This window comes from Pseudotabrizicola sp., from assembly GCF_030656345.1.
In the GTDB taxonomy this organism is placed as follows: domain Bacteria; phylum Pseudomonadota; class Alphaproteobacteria; order Rhodobacterales; family Rhodobacteraceae; genus Pseudotabrizicola.
Window position 1 is genome coordinate 210837 of record NZ_JAUSNR010000010.1, and the last position, 15857, is coordinate 226693.

The 15857-nt window shown below is 65.2% G+C and carries 11 protein-coding genes; 6 read left to right on the top strand and 5 right to left on the bottom strand.

Annotated elements, in window-relative coordinates; all coding sequences use genetic code 11:
• Window positions 1-10: 10 nt before the first annotated feature.
• Together Q7J44_RS04710 and tpa are read right to left on the bottom strand one after the other, a co-directional pair.
• Window positions 11-1474 carry a PLP-dependent aminotransferase family protein gene (locus tag Q7J44_RS04710; protein ID WP_304877495.1) on the bottom strand — a complete coding sequence of 488 codons (1464 nt, stop codon included), beginning with the start codon at window positions 1472-1474 and terminating at the stop codon, window positions 11-13.
• Between the two features lie 193 nt (window positions 1475-1667).
• Window positions 1668-3044 (bottom strand): hypotaurine--pyruvate aminotransferase Tpa, encoded by a 1377-nt coding sequence (gene tpa, locus Q7J44_RS04715; RefSeq protein WP_304877497.1) that lies wholly within the window; start codon window positions 3042-3044, stop codon window positions 1668-1670.
• A 304-nt stretch (window positions 3045-3348) separates the two neighbouring features.
• Here tpa and Q7J44_RS04720 point away from each other — a divergent pair, with 304 nt between their 5' ends.
• Genes Q7J44_RS04720 through Q7J44_RS04730 form a run of 3 tightly spaced genes read left to right on the top strand, consistent with a single transcriptional unit; the run spans window position 3349 to window position 6466 of the window.
• Entirely contained in the window at window positions 3349-4362 is a 1014-nt protein-coding gene (locus Q7J44_RS04720) for an ABC transporter substrate-binding protein (protein WP_304877499.1), read from the top strand.
• A 50-nt stretch (window positions 4363-4412) separates the two neighbouring features.
• Window positions 4413-5219: a taurine ABC transporter ATP-binding protein gene (locus tag Q7J44_RS04725; RefSeq protein ID WP_304877501.1), complete on the top strand. Its 807-nt coding sequence runs from the start codon at window positions 4413-4415 to the stop codon at window positions 5217-5219.
• Window positions 5216-6466 (top strand): ABC transporter permease, encoded by a 1251-nt coding sequence (locus Q7J44_RS04730; RefSeq protein WP_304877504.1) that lies wholly within the window; start codon window positions 5216-5218, stop codon window positions 6464-6466. Before Q7J44_RS04725 ends, Q7J44_RS04730 begins: the two co-directional genes overlap by 4 nt.
• A 184-nt stretch (window positions 6467-6650) precedes the next feature.
• Here the strand turns inward: Q7J44_RS04730 and Q7J44_RS04735 are convergent, their stop codons facing one another.
• Window positions 6651-7322, bottom strand: coding sequence for a glutathione S-transferase family protein (locus Q7J44_RS04735; RefSeq protein WP_304877506.1), 672 nt, complete (start codon window positions 7320-7322; stop codon window positions 6651-6653).
• A 57-nt stretch (window positions 7323-7379) separates the two neighbouring features.
• Window positions 7380-7643, bottom strand: coding sequence for a hypothetical protein (locus tag Q7J44_RS04740; RefSeq protein WP_304877508.1), 264 nt, complete (start codon window positions 7641-7643; stop codon window positions 7380-7382).
• 207 nt (window positions 7644-7850) lie between these two features.
• On the opposite strand from Q7J44_RS04740, the gene Q7J44_RS04745 reads away from it, so the two are divergent.
• From Q7J44_RS04745 to Q7J44_RS04755, 3 genes are read left to right on the top strand one after another with little or no spacing between them, the layout of a single operon-like run.
• Window positions 7851-9215: an oligosaccharide flippase family protein gene (locus Q7J44_RS04745; protein WP_304877510.1), complete on the top strand. Its 1365-nt coding sequence runs from the start codon at window positions 7851-7853 to the stop codon at window positions 9213-9215.
• A complete protein-coding gene (locus tag Q7J44_RS04750; RefSeq protein WP_304877512.1) occupies window positions 9212-13183 on the top strand; it encodes an amino acid adenylation domain-containing protein in 3972 nt (1323 codons plus the stop codon). The genes Q7J44_RS04745 and Q7J44_RS04750 overlap by 4 nt, the downstream gene beginning before the upstream one ends.
• Window positions 13184-13213: 30 nt before the next feature.
• Window positions 13214-14248: an aldose epimerase family protein gene (locus Q7J44_RS04755; protein ID WP_304877514.1), complete on the top strand. Its 1035-nt coding sequence runs from the start codon at window positions 13214-13216 to the stop codon at window positions 14246-14248.
• Between the two features lie 182 nt (window positions 14249-14430).
• Here the strand turns inward: Q7J44_RS04755 and Q7J44_RS04760 are convergent, their stop codons facing one another.
• Window positions 14431-15810, bottom strand: a complete 1380-nt coding sequence (locus tag Q7J44_RS04760; protein WP_304877516.1) for a bifunctional enoyl-CoA hydratase/phosphate acetyltransferase — start codon at window positions 15808-15810, stop codon at window positions 14431-14433.
• Window positions 15811-15857 lie beyond the last annotated feature (47 nt).

The following is a 15857-nucleotide window of genomic DNA, read 5'->3' on the forward strand; positions in this document are numbered from 1 at the left end:
GACCGCAGGCCTACCGCATCCGGGCCAAGGCCTGCGCAATCCGGCCAATGCCTTCGGGAATGCGCGACGGCGCAATGGACGAATAGGCCAGCCGGTAATGCTGGCGACTGGTGCGGTCCGGGTGAAAAAACGCCCGCCCCGGCTCGATCAGCACGCCCTCGCTGCGCAGCGCTGCTGCCAGCACTTCGGTATCCACCCCGTCCGCCGCCCGCATCCAGATGCTGGACCCGCCAAAGCCGCCCTGCCCGGCCACGCTCAGCCCCTGCTCGGCCAACGCCTCCTCCATCACCTGCCGCCTGCGCCGGAACGCCACCCGCATCCGGTTGATCAGCGCTTCATAGTGCCCGTCGGCCAGGAAATAGGCCACCGTGCGCTGGATATGCCCCGGCGGATGGCGCAGCACCATGGCCCGCAACGCCCGCGCCTCGGCAATGAACGAAGGTGAGGCCACCAGATAGCCCAACCGCAGCCCCGGAAAAATCGACTTGGAAAACGAGCCAGCATAGATCACCCGCCCCTCGCGGTCCAAAGACTTCAGCGCCGGAGCCACGGGTTTGAGGTAGGACATCTCAAATTCATAATCATCCTCGACAATCACGAACCCCTGCCGTGACGCCGCCTCCAGCAAAGCCACCCGCCGTGCCACCGGCATGGTCGCATTGGTCGGGCATTGATGCGAGGCGGTGGTGAACACCACATCCACGCCGCCGGGCACCCGTTCGGGCGGCAAGCCGCCCTCATCCACATCCACCGCCAGAACGTCCGTCCCCGAAGGCTCCAGAATGGCACGCAGGCCCGGATAGCCCGGGTTCTCCATCACCGCCCGCTTGCCCGGCCCCAGCAGCACCTGCGCCGCGATCCACAGCGCGTTCTGCGCGCCCATGGTCAGCAAAACCTCATCGGCCCGCGCCGCGATGCCCCGGCGCGGCAGAATGCTGCGCAACACATGCTCGATCAGCATCGGATCATCGCGTTCATAGTAGTCCGAGGTCAGCGCCGCAAAATCGCGCCGCCCCAAGGCCCGCAACGCACAGGCGCGCCAGTTCTGATGGTCAAACAGCGCAGGGTCGGCCTGACCGTAAATGAAGGGAAACGGATATCGCTCCCAATCCTCGGGCTTGGCCAGCCGCACCAGCTTCGAATAGCGCGCCCCGGTCAGGGCGGCAAAATCCACGCCCTCATCCCGCGCAGGGGCCGATGGGAACTCCGGCGCGCGCGGGGCGGTGTCCGATACGAAATACCCCGACCTCCCGCGCGCCGACAGATAGTCCGACGACACCAGATCGGCATAGGCAAGCGTCACCGTAATCCGGCTGACCCCCAGATGCTGCGCCAACCCGCGTGACGATGGCATCTTGTCGCCGGGCCGCAACCGCCCCGCCAGCACTCCCTGCACCACCATCGATCGGATGCGGCTTTGCAGGGTGCCAGCCGTGCCCGGCGGCAAAAAGAACGCTTCGGCGGGAATGGGCATGATCTGGCCTTATCAACGATAAGACCAGAAACCGCGCCCCCGCCCAAAGGTCAAGCCCGCCACCGCATTTGCAGCTTTCACAAATACTCCCGCGCGGAGCGCAGACCGGAGGAGGAGCGGCACGCGACGACGACACAAAAACAATATCCTCTGCCCCTCTTCGGGGCAGAGGATTCAATTTCTTTACAACGCCTCAGCCGCACACCCGCGTCAGGGCCTGATCAATCGCATCGGTGATCTGGTCGATATCATCCGGCGTGGCGATCAGCGCGGGCGACAGGCACAGCGTGTTGTTCAGCCCCGGAACCGAGCGGTTTGTGGCCCCGATGATCACCCCTTGCGCCATGCAATCGGCCACGATCCCCTGCACGCGTTTTTCATCCAGCGGCTCTTTGCTGCCCCGGTCCGCCACCAGTTCCGCGCCGCAGAACAGCCCCTTGCCGCGCACGTCGCCGATCACCGCATGCATGTCCATCAGCGCGTGCAGATTGCCCATCAACCGCGCGCCCATCGCGGTGGTGTTGTCCAGCAAACCCTCATCCTCGATGATCCGCATGTTTTCCAGCGCCGCTGCGGGCCCGGCGGTGCAGCCGCCAAAGGTGCTGATATCACGGAAATAGCTCATCGTGTCGGTGGGGTCGTCCTTGAACATCTCGAACACCGCCTCCGTCGTCACCGTGCAGGAAATCGCGGCGTAGCCCGAGGCGACGCCTTTGGCCATCGTCACGAAATCCGGGCGGATGCCGTAGTGCTGATAGCCGAACCACGTCCCGGTGCGGCCCACACCACAGACCACCTCGTCTATATGAAGCAAGATATCATACTTTGCGCAAATGGCCTGCACCTTCTCCCAATAGCCCGCCGGGGGCACAATCACGCCGCCCCCCGCTGTCACAGGTTCCAGCACCAGACAACCCACGGTGTCGGGGCCTTCGCGCAGGATCACCTCTTCAATGGCCTGCGCCGCCCGCTCACCGTAGTTCGCAACATCCCACTGCGCCCGGTATTCCAGACAATGCGGCACCATCACAAACCCGTCCGGATACGGCCCGTATTGCGCCGCCCGCTGCGCCTGGCCCGATGTGGCCAGCGTGCCGATGGTGGTGCCGTGGTAATCGCGCTCGCGGTACAGGATCTTCCACTTCTTCCCGCCATGATGCTTGTGCGCGATCTGGCGCACCATCTTGTAGACCTTCTCATTCGCCTCGGACCCCGAGTTCGAATAATAGACGCGGGCGAGCCCCGGCATCTTTTCGATCAATCTTTGGGCAAAGCGCGCGCCGGGCACTGACCCTGCCGCCCCGGCGAAGTAGTTCATCTTGATCAGCTGATCACGCACCGCATTGGCGATGCTCTCGCGGCCGTAGCCTACGTTCACGGTCCAGACCCCGCCCGACACCGCATCCAGATGCTCTTTGCCCCGCGCATCCCAGACCCGCATCCCCTTGCCTTCGATGATCACGCGCGGATCAACCGTCTCATAGGCTTTGTGCTGGCTCAGATGGTGCCAGACATGGGCGCGGTCAGCCTCGACCACCGCGGAGATATCGTTGCTGCTGTAGCCGTCCATGGGCTGAACCTTTCTGTGATCATTGCCGGGCCGTGTCAGAGTCTGAGCGGCCTTTGCGCCAGCATCCGCCTTTGCAGCAGGCAATCGTAGGGCCAGACCACCTGCCCCGATAGGGCCAGTTACAAAATCATTTTGCGCCAAGCCAAAGCAGGGCAAAGATCAGGCAGGCGATGACTTGGGTTGCGTGGAAGCGCCGCTTCCGATTTCCTGAAACCGGGTCAAGCCGCTGGACAGATACAAACCCGCCCCGACCAATGAGGGCAAGACAAACAAGAGCAATAACCCCAACATGGAGAAACCAAGAATGACATTCCGCAAGACATTCAAAAGCGCTGCGACAAGCGCTGCCGCGACTTTGGCCCTGTTGGCAGGCACCACCAGCGCCATGGCGCTGGACGAGGTGACGGTGGCCTATTTCATGGAATGGCCGATGCCGTTCCAATACGCCAAGGTGCAAGGCACCTACGATGCCGAAATGGGCGTCAAGGTGAACTGGGTTGCGTTCGACACCGGCACCGCCATGTCGGCGGCAATGGCGGCAGGCGATGTGCATTTCTCGGTAAGCCAGGGCGTGCCGCCCTTCGTGGTCGCCTCCAGCGCCGGGCAGGATCTGCAGATCCTCGATGTGGCGGTGTCCTATGCCGACAATGACAACTGCGTCGTCCAGAACGCGCTGGAAATCGACAAGGACAACGCCGGTGATCTGGCGGGCAAAAAGGTGGCCGTGCCACTGGGCACCGCTGCGCATTACGGGTTCCTGAAACAGATGGACCATTTCGGTGTCGATCTGGCCAGCCTTGAGATCATCGACATGGCCCCGCCGGATGGGGCTGCCGCCTTTACCCAAGGCTCGGTCGACATGTTCTGCGGTTGGGGCGGCAGCCTGCGCCGCGCGAAAGAGGCAGGCAATGTCCTGCTGACCGGGGCGGAAAAAGAGGCACTTGGCATTCTGGTCTTTGACGTGACCTCGGCCCCCGCCGGATTTGTCGCGGAAAACCCTGATCTGGTGGCGAAGTTCCTGAAAGTCACGGCTGATGCCAACGCCATGTGGGCCGACCCTGCCAATCAGGCCACCATGCTGCCGGTGATCGCGGGCGATTCCGGCATGGACGAACAGGCCACGGCGGAAACCATCGCCACCTTTGTGTTCCCCAGTGTCGAAGACCAGCTGTCGGCCAAATGGCTGGGCGGCGGCGCGCAGGAATTCATGCAAGGGGTGGCCGAGGTGTTTGTCGGCGCAGGCTCGATCCCGGCGGCGCTGCCAAGCTATGATACCACCGTCAACATCGCGCCACTGACCGCCGCAAACGGCATGTAAGACCATCGGGCGGCCCGCAACGGGCCGCCCATCATTCCCCCGGAGGGCCTATGTCCGGACTGATCATCGACAATATCTCGATGCGCTTTGACCTGCCCAATGGCGCGGCAGTGCAGGCCTTGCAGAACGTCTCGCTGGAGCTGAAACAGGGCGAGCTTCTCTCGGTGCTCGGCCCGTCGGGCTGCGGCAAGACCACGCTTTTGAACATCCTTGCAGGCTTTCTGGCCCCGACCGAAGGCCAGATCGTGCTGGGCGGCAAACGGGTGACCGGCCCCGGCCCCGAACGCGGCATGGTGTTTCAGCAAGGTGCCTTGTTCGAATGGATGAACGTGCGCCAGAACATCGACTTTGGCCCGCGCATGAAGGGCATGCCAAAGGCGGAACGTGACCAGATCACCGATCATCTGCTGGACACCGTGGGCCTGCATGATTTCGGCGAAAAGGCGGTGTATGAATTGTCGGGCGGGATGCAGCAGCGCGTGGCGCTGGCCCGCTGCCTGGCCAATGACCCCGATGTGATTCTGATGGATGAACCCTTGGGCGCGCTGGACGCGCTGACGCGGGAAAAGATGCAGGGGCTGGTGCTGAAGCTGTGGAAGGAAACCGGCAAGACCGTGGTCCTGATCACCCATTCGGTGGAAGAGGCGCTGCTGCTGGGCGAACGCCTGCTGGTGATGGCCCCGCGCCCGGGCCGGATCTTTCGCGAATACAACCTGCCCTTTGCCGAACGTGGCGTGAACATGGACCTGCGCGAGGTCAAGAAATCGAGCGGCTTTGCGGAAACGCGAGAGGAAATCCTGTCGATGATCTGGGGCATGGAAGAGGAAATCATGGGCAAGAAAGACGGTGCCGCATGATGGTTCTGGTGTTTTATGTCACGATCTTCGTGGTCTCGATGCTGGTCTGGGGCCGGATCAAGGCGCATCGCGGACGGCATGACTTTACCTCGCTCAAAACCGTGACCTTCGGCGATGAATCCGCCATCCAGCCTGACCGGGTGGCCAGCGTGATTTCGGTGCTGTCGGTGTTTCTGATCTGGGGGGCGTTTACCGGATCGAGCATCGTGCCGCTGCATGTGCCGGGGCCGTTTGTGGGTGAGGCCGGGTTCACCTACACCGCCCGCGCCCCGGATGGGGCCGAGGCGCAGGCCGAGGTGCGGATCACGGTGCATGAGGCGGGGGTGACCCCGGTGGCGCCGTCGGTGCCGCAGGCCAGCGGCTTTGCCCAAGGCGATGTGGCGGTGGTGCAGGCCTGGCGGTCGGTGCTGCTGCGCCCGGTGGAAAATGACGGTGAGGGGGCCGTGGTGGTGGCGATCAACGGCCAGCCCATTGCGGTTGATGACCGTGTGAACGTGACCGGCGGCACGGTCACGCTGACCCCGCGCGGGTCGCTCAACTTTCAGGCCGCGAAGGGCATGCAGATGGAGCCGATCTGGCTGCCCTCGCCCGAGGCGGTGGTGGCGCGCTTTGTGGAGATCTCGACCAACGGCTATCAGAACACTTCGCTCTGGGGGCATCTGGGGGCGTCGCTGGCGCGGGTGATGGCGGGGTTTGTGCTGGGGTCGCTCATTGGCATTCCGTTGGGCTATGCAATGGGGTTGTCGGGCTGGTTCCGCGGCTGGTTCGACCCGATTGTCGAATTCATGCGCCCCGTGCCGCCGCTGGCACTGATCCCGCTTGTGATCATCTGGTTCGGGATATGGGAGACCGGCAAGGTGGTGCTGCTGTTCCTCGCTGCCCTCTGGATCATGACCATCGCCGCGCGGTCCGGCGTGTCGGGGGTGAAGCTGTCAAAGATCCACGCGGCCTATTCGCTGGGGGCCAGCAAGCCGCAGATCCTGCGCCATGTGATCATCCCCAACTCGCTGCCAGACATTTTCACCGGCGCGCGGGTGGCGATGGGGGTGTGCTGGGGCACCGTGGTCGCGGCGGAACTGGTGGCGGCGCAGAAAGGGGCCGGGATGATGATCATCGCGGCGTCAAAATTCCAGCTGACCGATATTGTGGTGATGGGCATCATCCTGATCGGGATCATCGGCTATGGCATCGACATTCTGATGCGGATGGCTGAGAAAAAGCTGGTGCCTTGGAAGGGGCGCGGGTGAATCTTCGCCCTTTGGAACAGGGGTGTGGGTTGTTTGGTTTCAACGGGTTGGGTTTTTGAAGTGAATTGGTTGTTAAGAAAGTGAGGGGCTCCGCAGCTTGTTCAAAGCAGCGGATTGAGGCGGATTTTCTGAAGGTGAAACGACATGGCAAGGATAGGATTGGTCGCGTTGCGAGACGGACCCCTCAAGGCAGAATATTGCTGGGAACCACCTCGCCCATATCAGGACGCGTCATTACGGTGGATCGGCGAGTCTCCATTTTTTCCCACCACCGCATCAGCGCAAAGTGACCGTCCATGAGCTGCGCCCCCGCCTGAACCATCCGGAAGTACGCAATCATCGGAACAAGATAGAAATCCGCCAGACTGCAAGAGAGGCCGTTGAGAATTGTGCCCTCATCCGCAATCTCGTCAAGCGCATGCAGAACTGGAATGCTCTCTCTTAGCCCGGTTTGCACTGCATCTGTGTCACCTCGCTCACCCTCAAGAGGGAGAAACACTGCATTAGAAAACACATTCCTGATCAGTGCATTATACCCATAGGAATCTATGATGCCTATCACCTGCTGCATTCTGCCAACTGCAACATGCGCCGCAGGGGTCAGGGGCAGGTCTGGAAATTCCAGATCCAGATAACGCAGGATCGCAGCCGTCTCATAAAATTTGCAGCCATCATGAATGAGGATCGGGACGCGCCGAAACGGATGCAGTGTCAGCAGACTTTCCGAAGCGGAGTGATCGAAGGGATCCGCCTCAGAGTAAGTGAAATCCAGACCCTTTTCGATAAGCACGAGCTTTACAATCCGTGTGTAGACACTGAATCTGTAGCCAATGAGCGTGATCTTGCGAGACTCCATTATGCAAGAAGGCCATAACAGTGAACACCTTTCAAGGTCCGCAACAGACTCACCCCCTCACCGCCCCACCATCCAGTTCACCCACTCCGCCAGCCGTGAGGGCGGCCCTCCCCGGGCCTCGGCGCGGTCGGCCAGTGCATAGGCCGCATATGTGCCGTGCAGGCCAAGCCAACGGAGGGGTTCGGGTTCCCATCTGCGAGGGGTCCGGTTGACCCATGGCAAGCGGGTGAGCGGATCGTCGGTGCCGAGGGTGAGGGCGGCGTGGGTGCGGCCCGCGAGGTTGGCGGTGGCGGTGCCGACCGATATAAACGTCGGTAGCAACGGCCACCCCAGCGCGGTGCTGCGAAGCCGGTCAGGGCAATCCGGTGCCCGCCCCACTAAGGACGTTTCCGGCAAAACACCGTTGCCAAATCGGGGACTTGCCCCCGCTGGCTGCTTTGGGGCAAGTTAACGAAGTTGAACGTGGTTGCCGGGGGGCAGGCCGCTGCAAGACAATTGTTCAAGGTTTGCAGGTTGATGATCCCGGTAATGACACGTTTGCGTGGCGACGCGCTTTTGGCGCGGGTGATGCGCAGTTCTGCGTGGACCGCACTGGGCTACGGAGCCAGTCAGGTGTTGCGGCTGGCGTCGAACCTGATTCTGACCAAGCTGTTGTTTCCCGAAGCCTTTGGCCTGATGGCGCTGGTGTCGGTGTTCATCGTCGGGCTGACGATGTTTTCCGATATGGGGACCGAGCCTGCGATCCTGCAACACCGGCGCGGTGATGAGGCGGCGTTTCTGAACACGGCCTTTACCATTCAGGTCACGCGCGGCGCGGTGCTGTGGCTGGCCTCGGCGGCGATTGCCTGGCCTGCGGCGCTGTTCTACGGCCAGCCGCTGCTGGCGATGATCCTGCCGGTGGCGGGGTTTTCGCTGTTTCTGCACGGGCTGGAACCTGCGCGGGTGCATACCGCCGGGCGGCATCTGCGGCTGGGGCGGCTGACGGCGCTGGATCTGATCTCGCAGGCGGTGGGGATTGCCAGCATGGTGCTGCTGGCCTGGGCCACGCAATCGGTCTGGGCGCTGGTGGCGGGGTGGATCGTGTCGTCTGGCACCCGGCTGGCGCTGGTCAGTTTTGCGCAGCCCGGGCCGCGCAGCCGGCTGGGCTGGGAGCCTGCGGCGGCCCGCGATCTGCTGCATTTCGGGGCCTGGCTGTTTTTGTCCACCGCCTGTGGCTTTCTGGTGGCGCAGGGCGACAAGGCTATTCTGGGCAAATACCTGACGCTGGAGCAGCTGGGGCTGTATAACATCGGGTTTTTTCTGGCCTCGTTTCCGATGCTGCTGGGTCAGGCGATTGTGGGCCGCATCCTGATTCCGCTGTACCGCGAACGGCCGCCGGGGGCGTCGGCCTCAAATTTCGGGCGGTTGCGGCAGATGCGCTTTGCGCTGACCGGGGTGATCTTTGCGCTGCTGACGGTGATGGCCTTTGCGGGCGAGGGCATTGTCGATCTGATGTATGACCCGCGCTATTCCCCGGCGGGGGCCATTCTGGTGCTGATCGCGGTGGTGCAGATCCCGTCGGTGATCGGGATGACCTATGATCAGGCGGCGTTGGCGGCGGGGGACAGCCGGAGCTTTTTCCTGCTGACCGCGGCGCGGGCGCTGGGGCTGGTGTGCGGGCTGATCATCGGGGCGGAATATCTGGGGTTGGTGGGCGCGCTGGTCGGGCAGGCCATGGCGGCGATTGCGGTCTATCCGCTGCTGATCTGGCTGGCGCGGCGGCACGGGGCCTGGGACCCGCTGCATGACCTGAGCTTTGCCGCTCTGGGCGTGCTGATCGCGATGGGGGCGCTGTATGTGGACAGCGGTGCGATCACCGAGCTGTCGACCCTGTTTGCACGGAGCGCGCCATGACCCTGCACAGCCAGCGCAAACCCGAACAGGATGCGGCTTTGGTCGAACATGCGCTGACCCCGCTGCAGCTGGGGATGGTGTACGAAAGCGTGCTGGCCGGGCGGCCTTGGGTCAATCTGGAGCAGATCGTCGTGCATCTGGACGACGAGCTGGTCACGGAAGACGCCCTGCGTCTGGCCTGGGCGCAGGTGGCCGCGCGGCATGAGGCGTTGCGGCTGTCTGTGCTGTGGCGCAAGCGGGTGGCCCCGGTGCAGGTGCTGCGCGACCGGGTTGAGGTGGCGCTGACGGTCGAGGACTGGTCCGCCCTGCCGCCCCGGCGTCTGGCGGGGATGCTCGACCAGTTTCTGGAGGCCGACCGCGAACAGGGCGTCGATCTGGAGGCGGCCCCGGCCTGGCGGGTGCTGCTGGCGCATCTGGGCCCGCGCCGGTCGGTGATGGTCTGGACCGTGCATCACGCGATGATCGACGGGCGCAGCATGGCCATCGTGCTGGACGAGGTGTTTGCCGCGCTGAGGGGCCGCGCCCTGCCCCCGGCCCCGGACGCCGGGTTTCTGGCCTATGCGACGGGCCTTGCCGCACAGGATACCGCCGCGTCAGAGGCATTCTTTGGCGGCTATCTGGCTGATTTTGATCAGCCCAACCCGCTGACCGATGTGTCGGACGACAGCGGCATGACGCGCAAGCGCGTGCTGGAGCGGCGGCTGGACACCGCTCTGACACAAGCGCTAAGCGCGCGGGCCGGGGCGGCGGGGGCGACGCTGGCCACGATGGTGCAGGGGGCATGGGGCATGGTGGTGGCGCGCTGGACCGGGCGCAGCACGGCGGTATTCGGGGCCACCCGGTCGGGCCGCCAGATCGTGCCCGGCACCACGCGCACGGTTGGCTGCCTGATCAACACCCTGCCGGTGAAGGTGCAGATCAGCCCGCCGCGCCCGACCGACGCGTTTCTGGCAGAGCTGCGCCGCGACGCGCTGGTGCTGCGCGACCACGAACACGCGGCGCTGACCGACATCCGCCGCTGGTGCGGCCTACCCGGCACCGAAGCGCTGTTCGATTCCATGGTGATGTTCGAGCGCGCCTCGCTGAATGAAACCATGCGAGGTCTGGGGCCGGACTGGGCAAGCCGCCGGGTAGAGCTGCGCGAGGAAGGGGCCATGCCGCTGACGCTGGCGGCTTACGGCGATGCCGGGCTGCTGCTGATGCTGGAACATGACCCGGTGGCGGTGCCCGCGCCCAAGGCGCAGGCCATGCTGGACCATATGGCCGACCTGCTGGCCGCGCTGGCCGCAGCCGGGGCTGCAACCCCGCTGACCGATCTGAACATGCTGTCGCCTCCGGAACAGGCGGCGCTGATCGCGCTGGCGCAACCTGACCGGATGCTGACCCCCGCCGACCCCTGCGTGGCGCTGCGCTTTTCCGAAATGGCACGGCAGCGCGGCAATGCGCTGGCGCTGCGCATGGTTGGCCGACACAATATTCTGGATTATCTGGCGCTGGACGCGCGGGCCGAAGAACTGGCCGGGCGGCTGGTGCAGGCCGGGGCCGGGCCGGGGCAGATCGTGGCGATCTGTCTGCCGCGCGGACCAGAATTCATCGTTGCCATGCTGGGCATCCTGCGGGCGGGCGCAGCCTTTTTGCCGCTGGACCCGACCTATCCCGAAGCGTTGCGCGCCCATATGCTGACAGACAGCGGCACAACGCTGATGATCGCGCCCACCGACGGGGATGCGGCGGCGTTCCCCGCTGTGCGGGTCCTGTCGCCCGGTGCAGGTGCCGTGCGGGTGCCGGTGCCTGATTTCCGGCCGCCCGACCCGGACCGGCTGGCCTATGTGATCTATACTTCCGGCTCGACCGGGGTGCCCAAGGGGGTCAAGGTGCCGATGCGGGCGCTGTCGGCCCATGCCAGTGCCATGATCGCCGCCTTCGGGCTGACCCAATCGGACCGGGTGCTGCAATTTGCCAGCCTGTCGTTTGACGTGTCGATTGAAGAGATCATTCCCACCCTGCTGGCCGGGGCCAAGCTGGTCTTGCGCTCTGAGGCCATGGCGGGGTCGGTGGGGCTGTTTCTGGACGAGGTGCAACGCAGCGACATCACCGTGCTGAACCTGCCCACCGCCTTTTGGCATGTGCTGGTGGACGAGATGGCACGCGATGGCTTGCGGCTGCCGCCGACGGTGCGGCTGGTGATCGTGGGCGGCGAACAGATCAGCCCGCGCGCGCTGGCGACCTGGCAGCGGATCGCACCCGGTGTGCGCTGGATGAACGGCTACGGGCCGACCGAGACAACCATCACCTGCACGCTGTTTGAACCAAAGCCGCTGCCGAAAACCGGTGCAAAGCTGGTGCCGCCGTCGGCAACGGCACACGAGGATATTCCCATTGGCCGCCCGACCGCACATGCGCGGGCCTATGTGCTGGCCCCCGACGGCTCTTTCGCGCCGCCCGGCGCGCCGGGCGCGCTGTGGATCGGCGGGCCAGCGGTCAGCGATGGCTATATCGGGCACGCGGCGCAGACGGCCGAGGCGTTTGGCCCCGACCGCTTTGTGGGCACCGGGCGGATTTACCGCACCGGCGATATGGCGCGCTGGCGGCCTGACGGCGGGCTGGCGTTTCTGGGACGGCGTGACCGGCAGGTCAAGCTGCGCGGTTTCCGCATCGACCTGCGCCACGTCGAACGCGCGCTGGAGCGTGAGACCGGGGTGGGCCGGGCGCTGGCGCATGTGCTGAACGCAGGCACCCCGGCGGCGCGGCTGGTGGTCTGGGTGGCGGGTGCCGACGGGCAGCCCCTGCCCGATGCCGTGGCGCTGCGGGCTGCGGTGGCCGAACAGCTGCCGCCGCATATGGTGCCCGCGATTGTGCCGGTGTCGCACTTTCCGCGCACGCCCGGCGGCAAGGTCGACATCAGCGCCCTGCCGGTGCCGGACGTGGCGGTGAGCGCCGGTGTGGCGGCAAGCGACGATCCGGTGGTGCAACAGATCGCCGGTCTGATGGCGCAGACGCTGGGGCTGGCGGCAGTGGGGCCGGACGATGATTTTCACGATCTGGGCGGGCATTCGCTGCTGGCGGTACAGCTGATCGGGCGGATCGAGGCGGCACTGGGCCACCGGCTGGGCGTGGCCGATCTGCACCGCCGCCCGACGCCGCGCGCGCTGGCCCGCGCGCTGGCGGCGGCGCAATCGGGGCCGCGCTATCTGATCCCGATCCAGCCACGCGGCAGCCAGCCGCCGCTGTTCGGCGTGCATGTGCTGGGCCGCAATGAGGAACATTTCCGCCCGCTGGCCGAGGCGCTGGGGCCGGATCAGCCGGTGTTCGGTCTGACGGTGGGCCTGCTGGCGCAAGATACACCGATTGGCGTGCAGGACACTGCCCGCGCCTATGCCGATGAAATCATGCAGAACTTCCCGCATGGGCCGATCAGTCTGGCAGCGGTGTCGCTGGCCAGCTATGTCGCCTTTGATCTGGCGCAGCAGCTGATCCGCGCCGGGCGCGAGGTGCGGGTGATCGCCATGTTCGACAGCGCCGGTCCCGGCGGGCGGACGCGGCTTTCGGGCCGGGCCCGGGTGGGTGTGCATCTGCGCCAGCTGGTGCGGCGCGGGCCGTCGCATCTGGCGGGCATTGTCACCAACCGCTGGGCGGATGTGGTCTACCGCGCCAAGAAGCTGCGGATGCGGCTGCAGGCCGGGGGCGCGCCGATGACGGTGGACAGGTTCATGGTGGCGGCGGAACAGGCGGTGCAGGAGTATGAGGTCAAGCCGATCTATCGCCCGCTGACGATCTTCCGCGCCGAGGCGAATATCTTCGACAGCCCCGAAAGCACGCAGGACGGGCTGGGCTGGGCCCCGGTTGCTGCGTCGGGGTTCGAGGTGATCGACGTGCCGGGCGATCACCTGTCGATCCTGCAACCGCCGAATGTGGCGGTGCTGGCGCATCACCTGTCACGGCTGATGGCGGATCTGCCCGAAGCGTGACACTCTGCACAGGCAATGTTGGGGGATGCGATGACGGTGGAACCATTCGGGCAGGTTGACGGGGTTGAGGTCGGGTCGGTGATGCTGGGCCGCGCGGGCGGCGTGCAGGCGCGGGTCTGCGCTTACGGCGCGCGGCTGACAGAGCTGTGGGTGCCGGACCGGGCCGGGGTCTGCGCCGACATTGTGCTGGGGCACGGCGATGTGGCGGGCTACGCGGCGACCAAGGCGTTTCTGGGCGCGACCTGTGGGCGGTATGCCAACCGCATCGCGGACGGGCGCTTTGTGCTGGACGGGCGGGTGGTGGATCTGGACCAGAATGAGGGGGTCAAGCATCTGCATGGCGGGCGGGCCGGGTTTGACCGCAAGACGTGGGACTTTGCTGACTTATCAGAGCGGTCGGTGACACTGACGGCGGTGTCGGCGGATGGCGAGATGGGCTATCCGGGGCGGCTGTCGATGCAGGTGCGCTACTGGCTGGATGAGGCCGACCGGCTGTGGATCGCGATGGAGGCGCAGACTGATGCAGCCACCGTGGTGAACATGGTGAACCACAGTTATTTCAACATGGTGGGGTCGGGGTCGGTGATGGGGCAAGATCTGCGATTGGGGGCCACGCATTTCACCCCGGTTGATGCCGATCTGATTCCCACGGGCGAGGTGCTGGCGGTGGCGGGCACCGCGTTTGATTTCACCGCGCGGCGCGAGATCGGGGCGGCTTTGCCATCAGATACGGGGTTTGACCACAACTGGTGCCTGACCGGGCCGCTGGAGCCGAAATGGGGCGAGGCGCTGCGGTTTTGTGCCGAGGCGGTGGATGCAGGCTCGGGGCGGCGGATGGAGGTCTGGACCAATGAGCCGGGGGTGCAGTTCTATACCGGGGCCTTTCTGGCGGGTGGGCTGCCGGGCAAGGATGGTGCCCCGATTGCGCCGTTCAGCGGCTTTACGCTGGAAACCCAGCGCTTTCCCGACAGCCCGAACCGGCCGCAGTTTCCCTCGGCCCGGCTGGAGCCGGGGCAAACGTACCGGCACCTGATGGCGTTTGAGTTTACGCCGCAGCCGGGCTGAGCGGGGGCAATGGCGGGGTGAACCCCGCCCTACCCCGGAGTGGCCGCACCCGGGTGCAGCGGCGTATGTTTCGCGTCTGGCGCGGGTATGGTTTGCGTATGGCTAACGTCATGACGTTGGTGCGCAGGTCACAAGGCGATCGCGCCGCACCACGCGCCGGGCAAGGCGGGGTGAACCCCGCCCTACGCCTTGCCCGCAAAATGGTGCAGGGCGGCCACGGCGCAGGAGGCCAGCCGCGCCACCGGGCTGTCGGAGCGCGAATTCAGGATGACCGGCACTTTTGCCCCAAGCACCAGCCCGGCCCCTTCGGCATGGCTGATATAGGCCAGCTGTTTGGCCAGCATATTGCCCGAGTCGATGCCCGGCACCACCAATATATTGGCGCGGCCCGCCACACCGCCGGTCAGCCCTTTGGTGCGGGCGGCGGCCATGTCGACGGCGTTGTCCATCGCCAGCGGGCCTTCGACCTGACCGCCCTTGATCTGGCCACGCTCGGCCATTTTGGACAGCAGGGCCGCGTCGATGGACGACTGGATCGCCGGGTTGACGGTTTCCACCGCTGACAGAACGCCGACACGCGGGTCCATGCCCAAAGACAGGGCGAGGTTGATGGCGTTCTGGATGATATCAACCTTGGTCATCAGGTCGGGGGCGATGTTGATGGCGGCGTCGGTAACCATGACGGGTTCGGGCAGGCCGGGCACGTCCATCAGGAACACATGGGTGAACTTGCGCCCGACCCGCAGGCCCCGGTCACGGTCCACCATCGGGCGCAGCAGGTCATCGGTGTGCAGATGCCCCTTCATCACCGCCAGCGCGCGGCCTTCGTGCACCAGCTGGCAGGCCATGGCGGCGGCGGCGACATCGTCGCCGGGCACGTCGATGATTTCCATGCCGCTCAGGTCGGCACGAAGCGCGCGTGCGGCGGCGTGGATGGCGTCGGCATGGCCGATCAGGATCGGGGTGATGATGCTTTGCGTGGCGGCCAGCAACGCACCGCCCAGCGAATTGGCATCATCGGGGCAGACCACGGCGGTGGGCAGCGCGGGCAAGGGCCTTGCCCGGTCGATCAGCGCGTCGAAATGGCGGTGGCGCTGCACGATCAGGCCGGGGATGTGCAGATCGTCACGGTCAAACCGGATCTGCGGGGCCAGCACAGTTGCCTCGCCGGTCAGGATCAGCGCGGCATCGGCGGGGCGGGTGACTTCGGTTTTCAGCCGCACGGTGCCATCCGGATGCTTGTCCAGCACGGTGACCTGACACAGCAGATCATCGCCCGCATGGGCCACGGCGTGGAAGGTCAGGGTCTGGTGCTGCAACCGTGTGCCCGGGCCCGGCAGATGGGTGCCAAGGACGGCAGAAACAAGTGAGGCAATGAACATGCCCGCCGCCATCTGTTCCGGCTTGCCATCGCCATCCAGATCGCCGTTTGGCAGGTTCATCGGGTTGTAATTGCCCGAAGAGGCCGCAAAGACATACAGATCATCGGGCGTGATCAGGCGGCGCAGCTGCGCGCATTCGCCGGGGCGCAGTTCGTCAAAGGTACGGTTGACCAGACGCATCGGGGGCTCCTTACCGGGGTGACTGGCGCATGCCTGACACCGCTTGC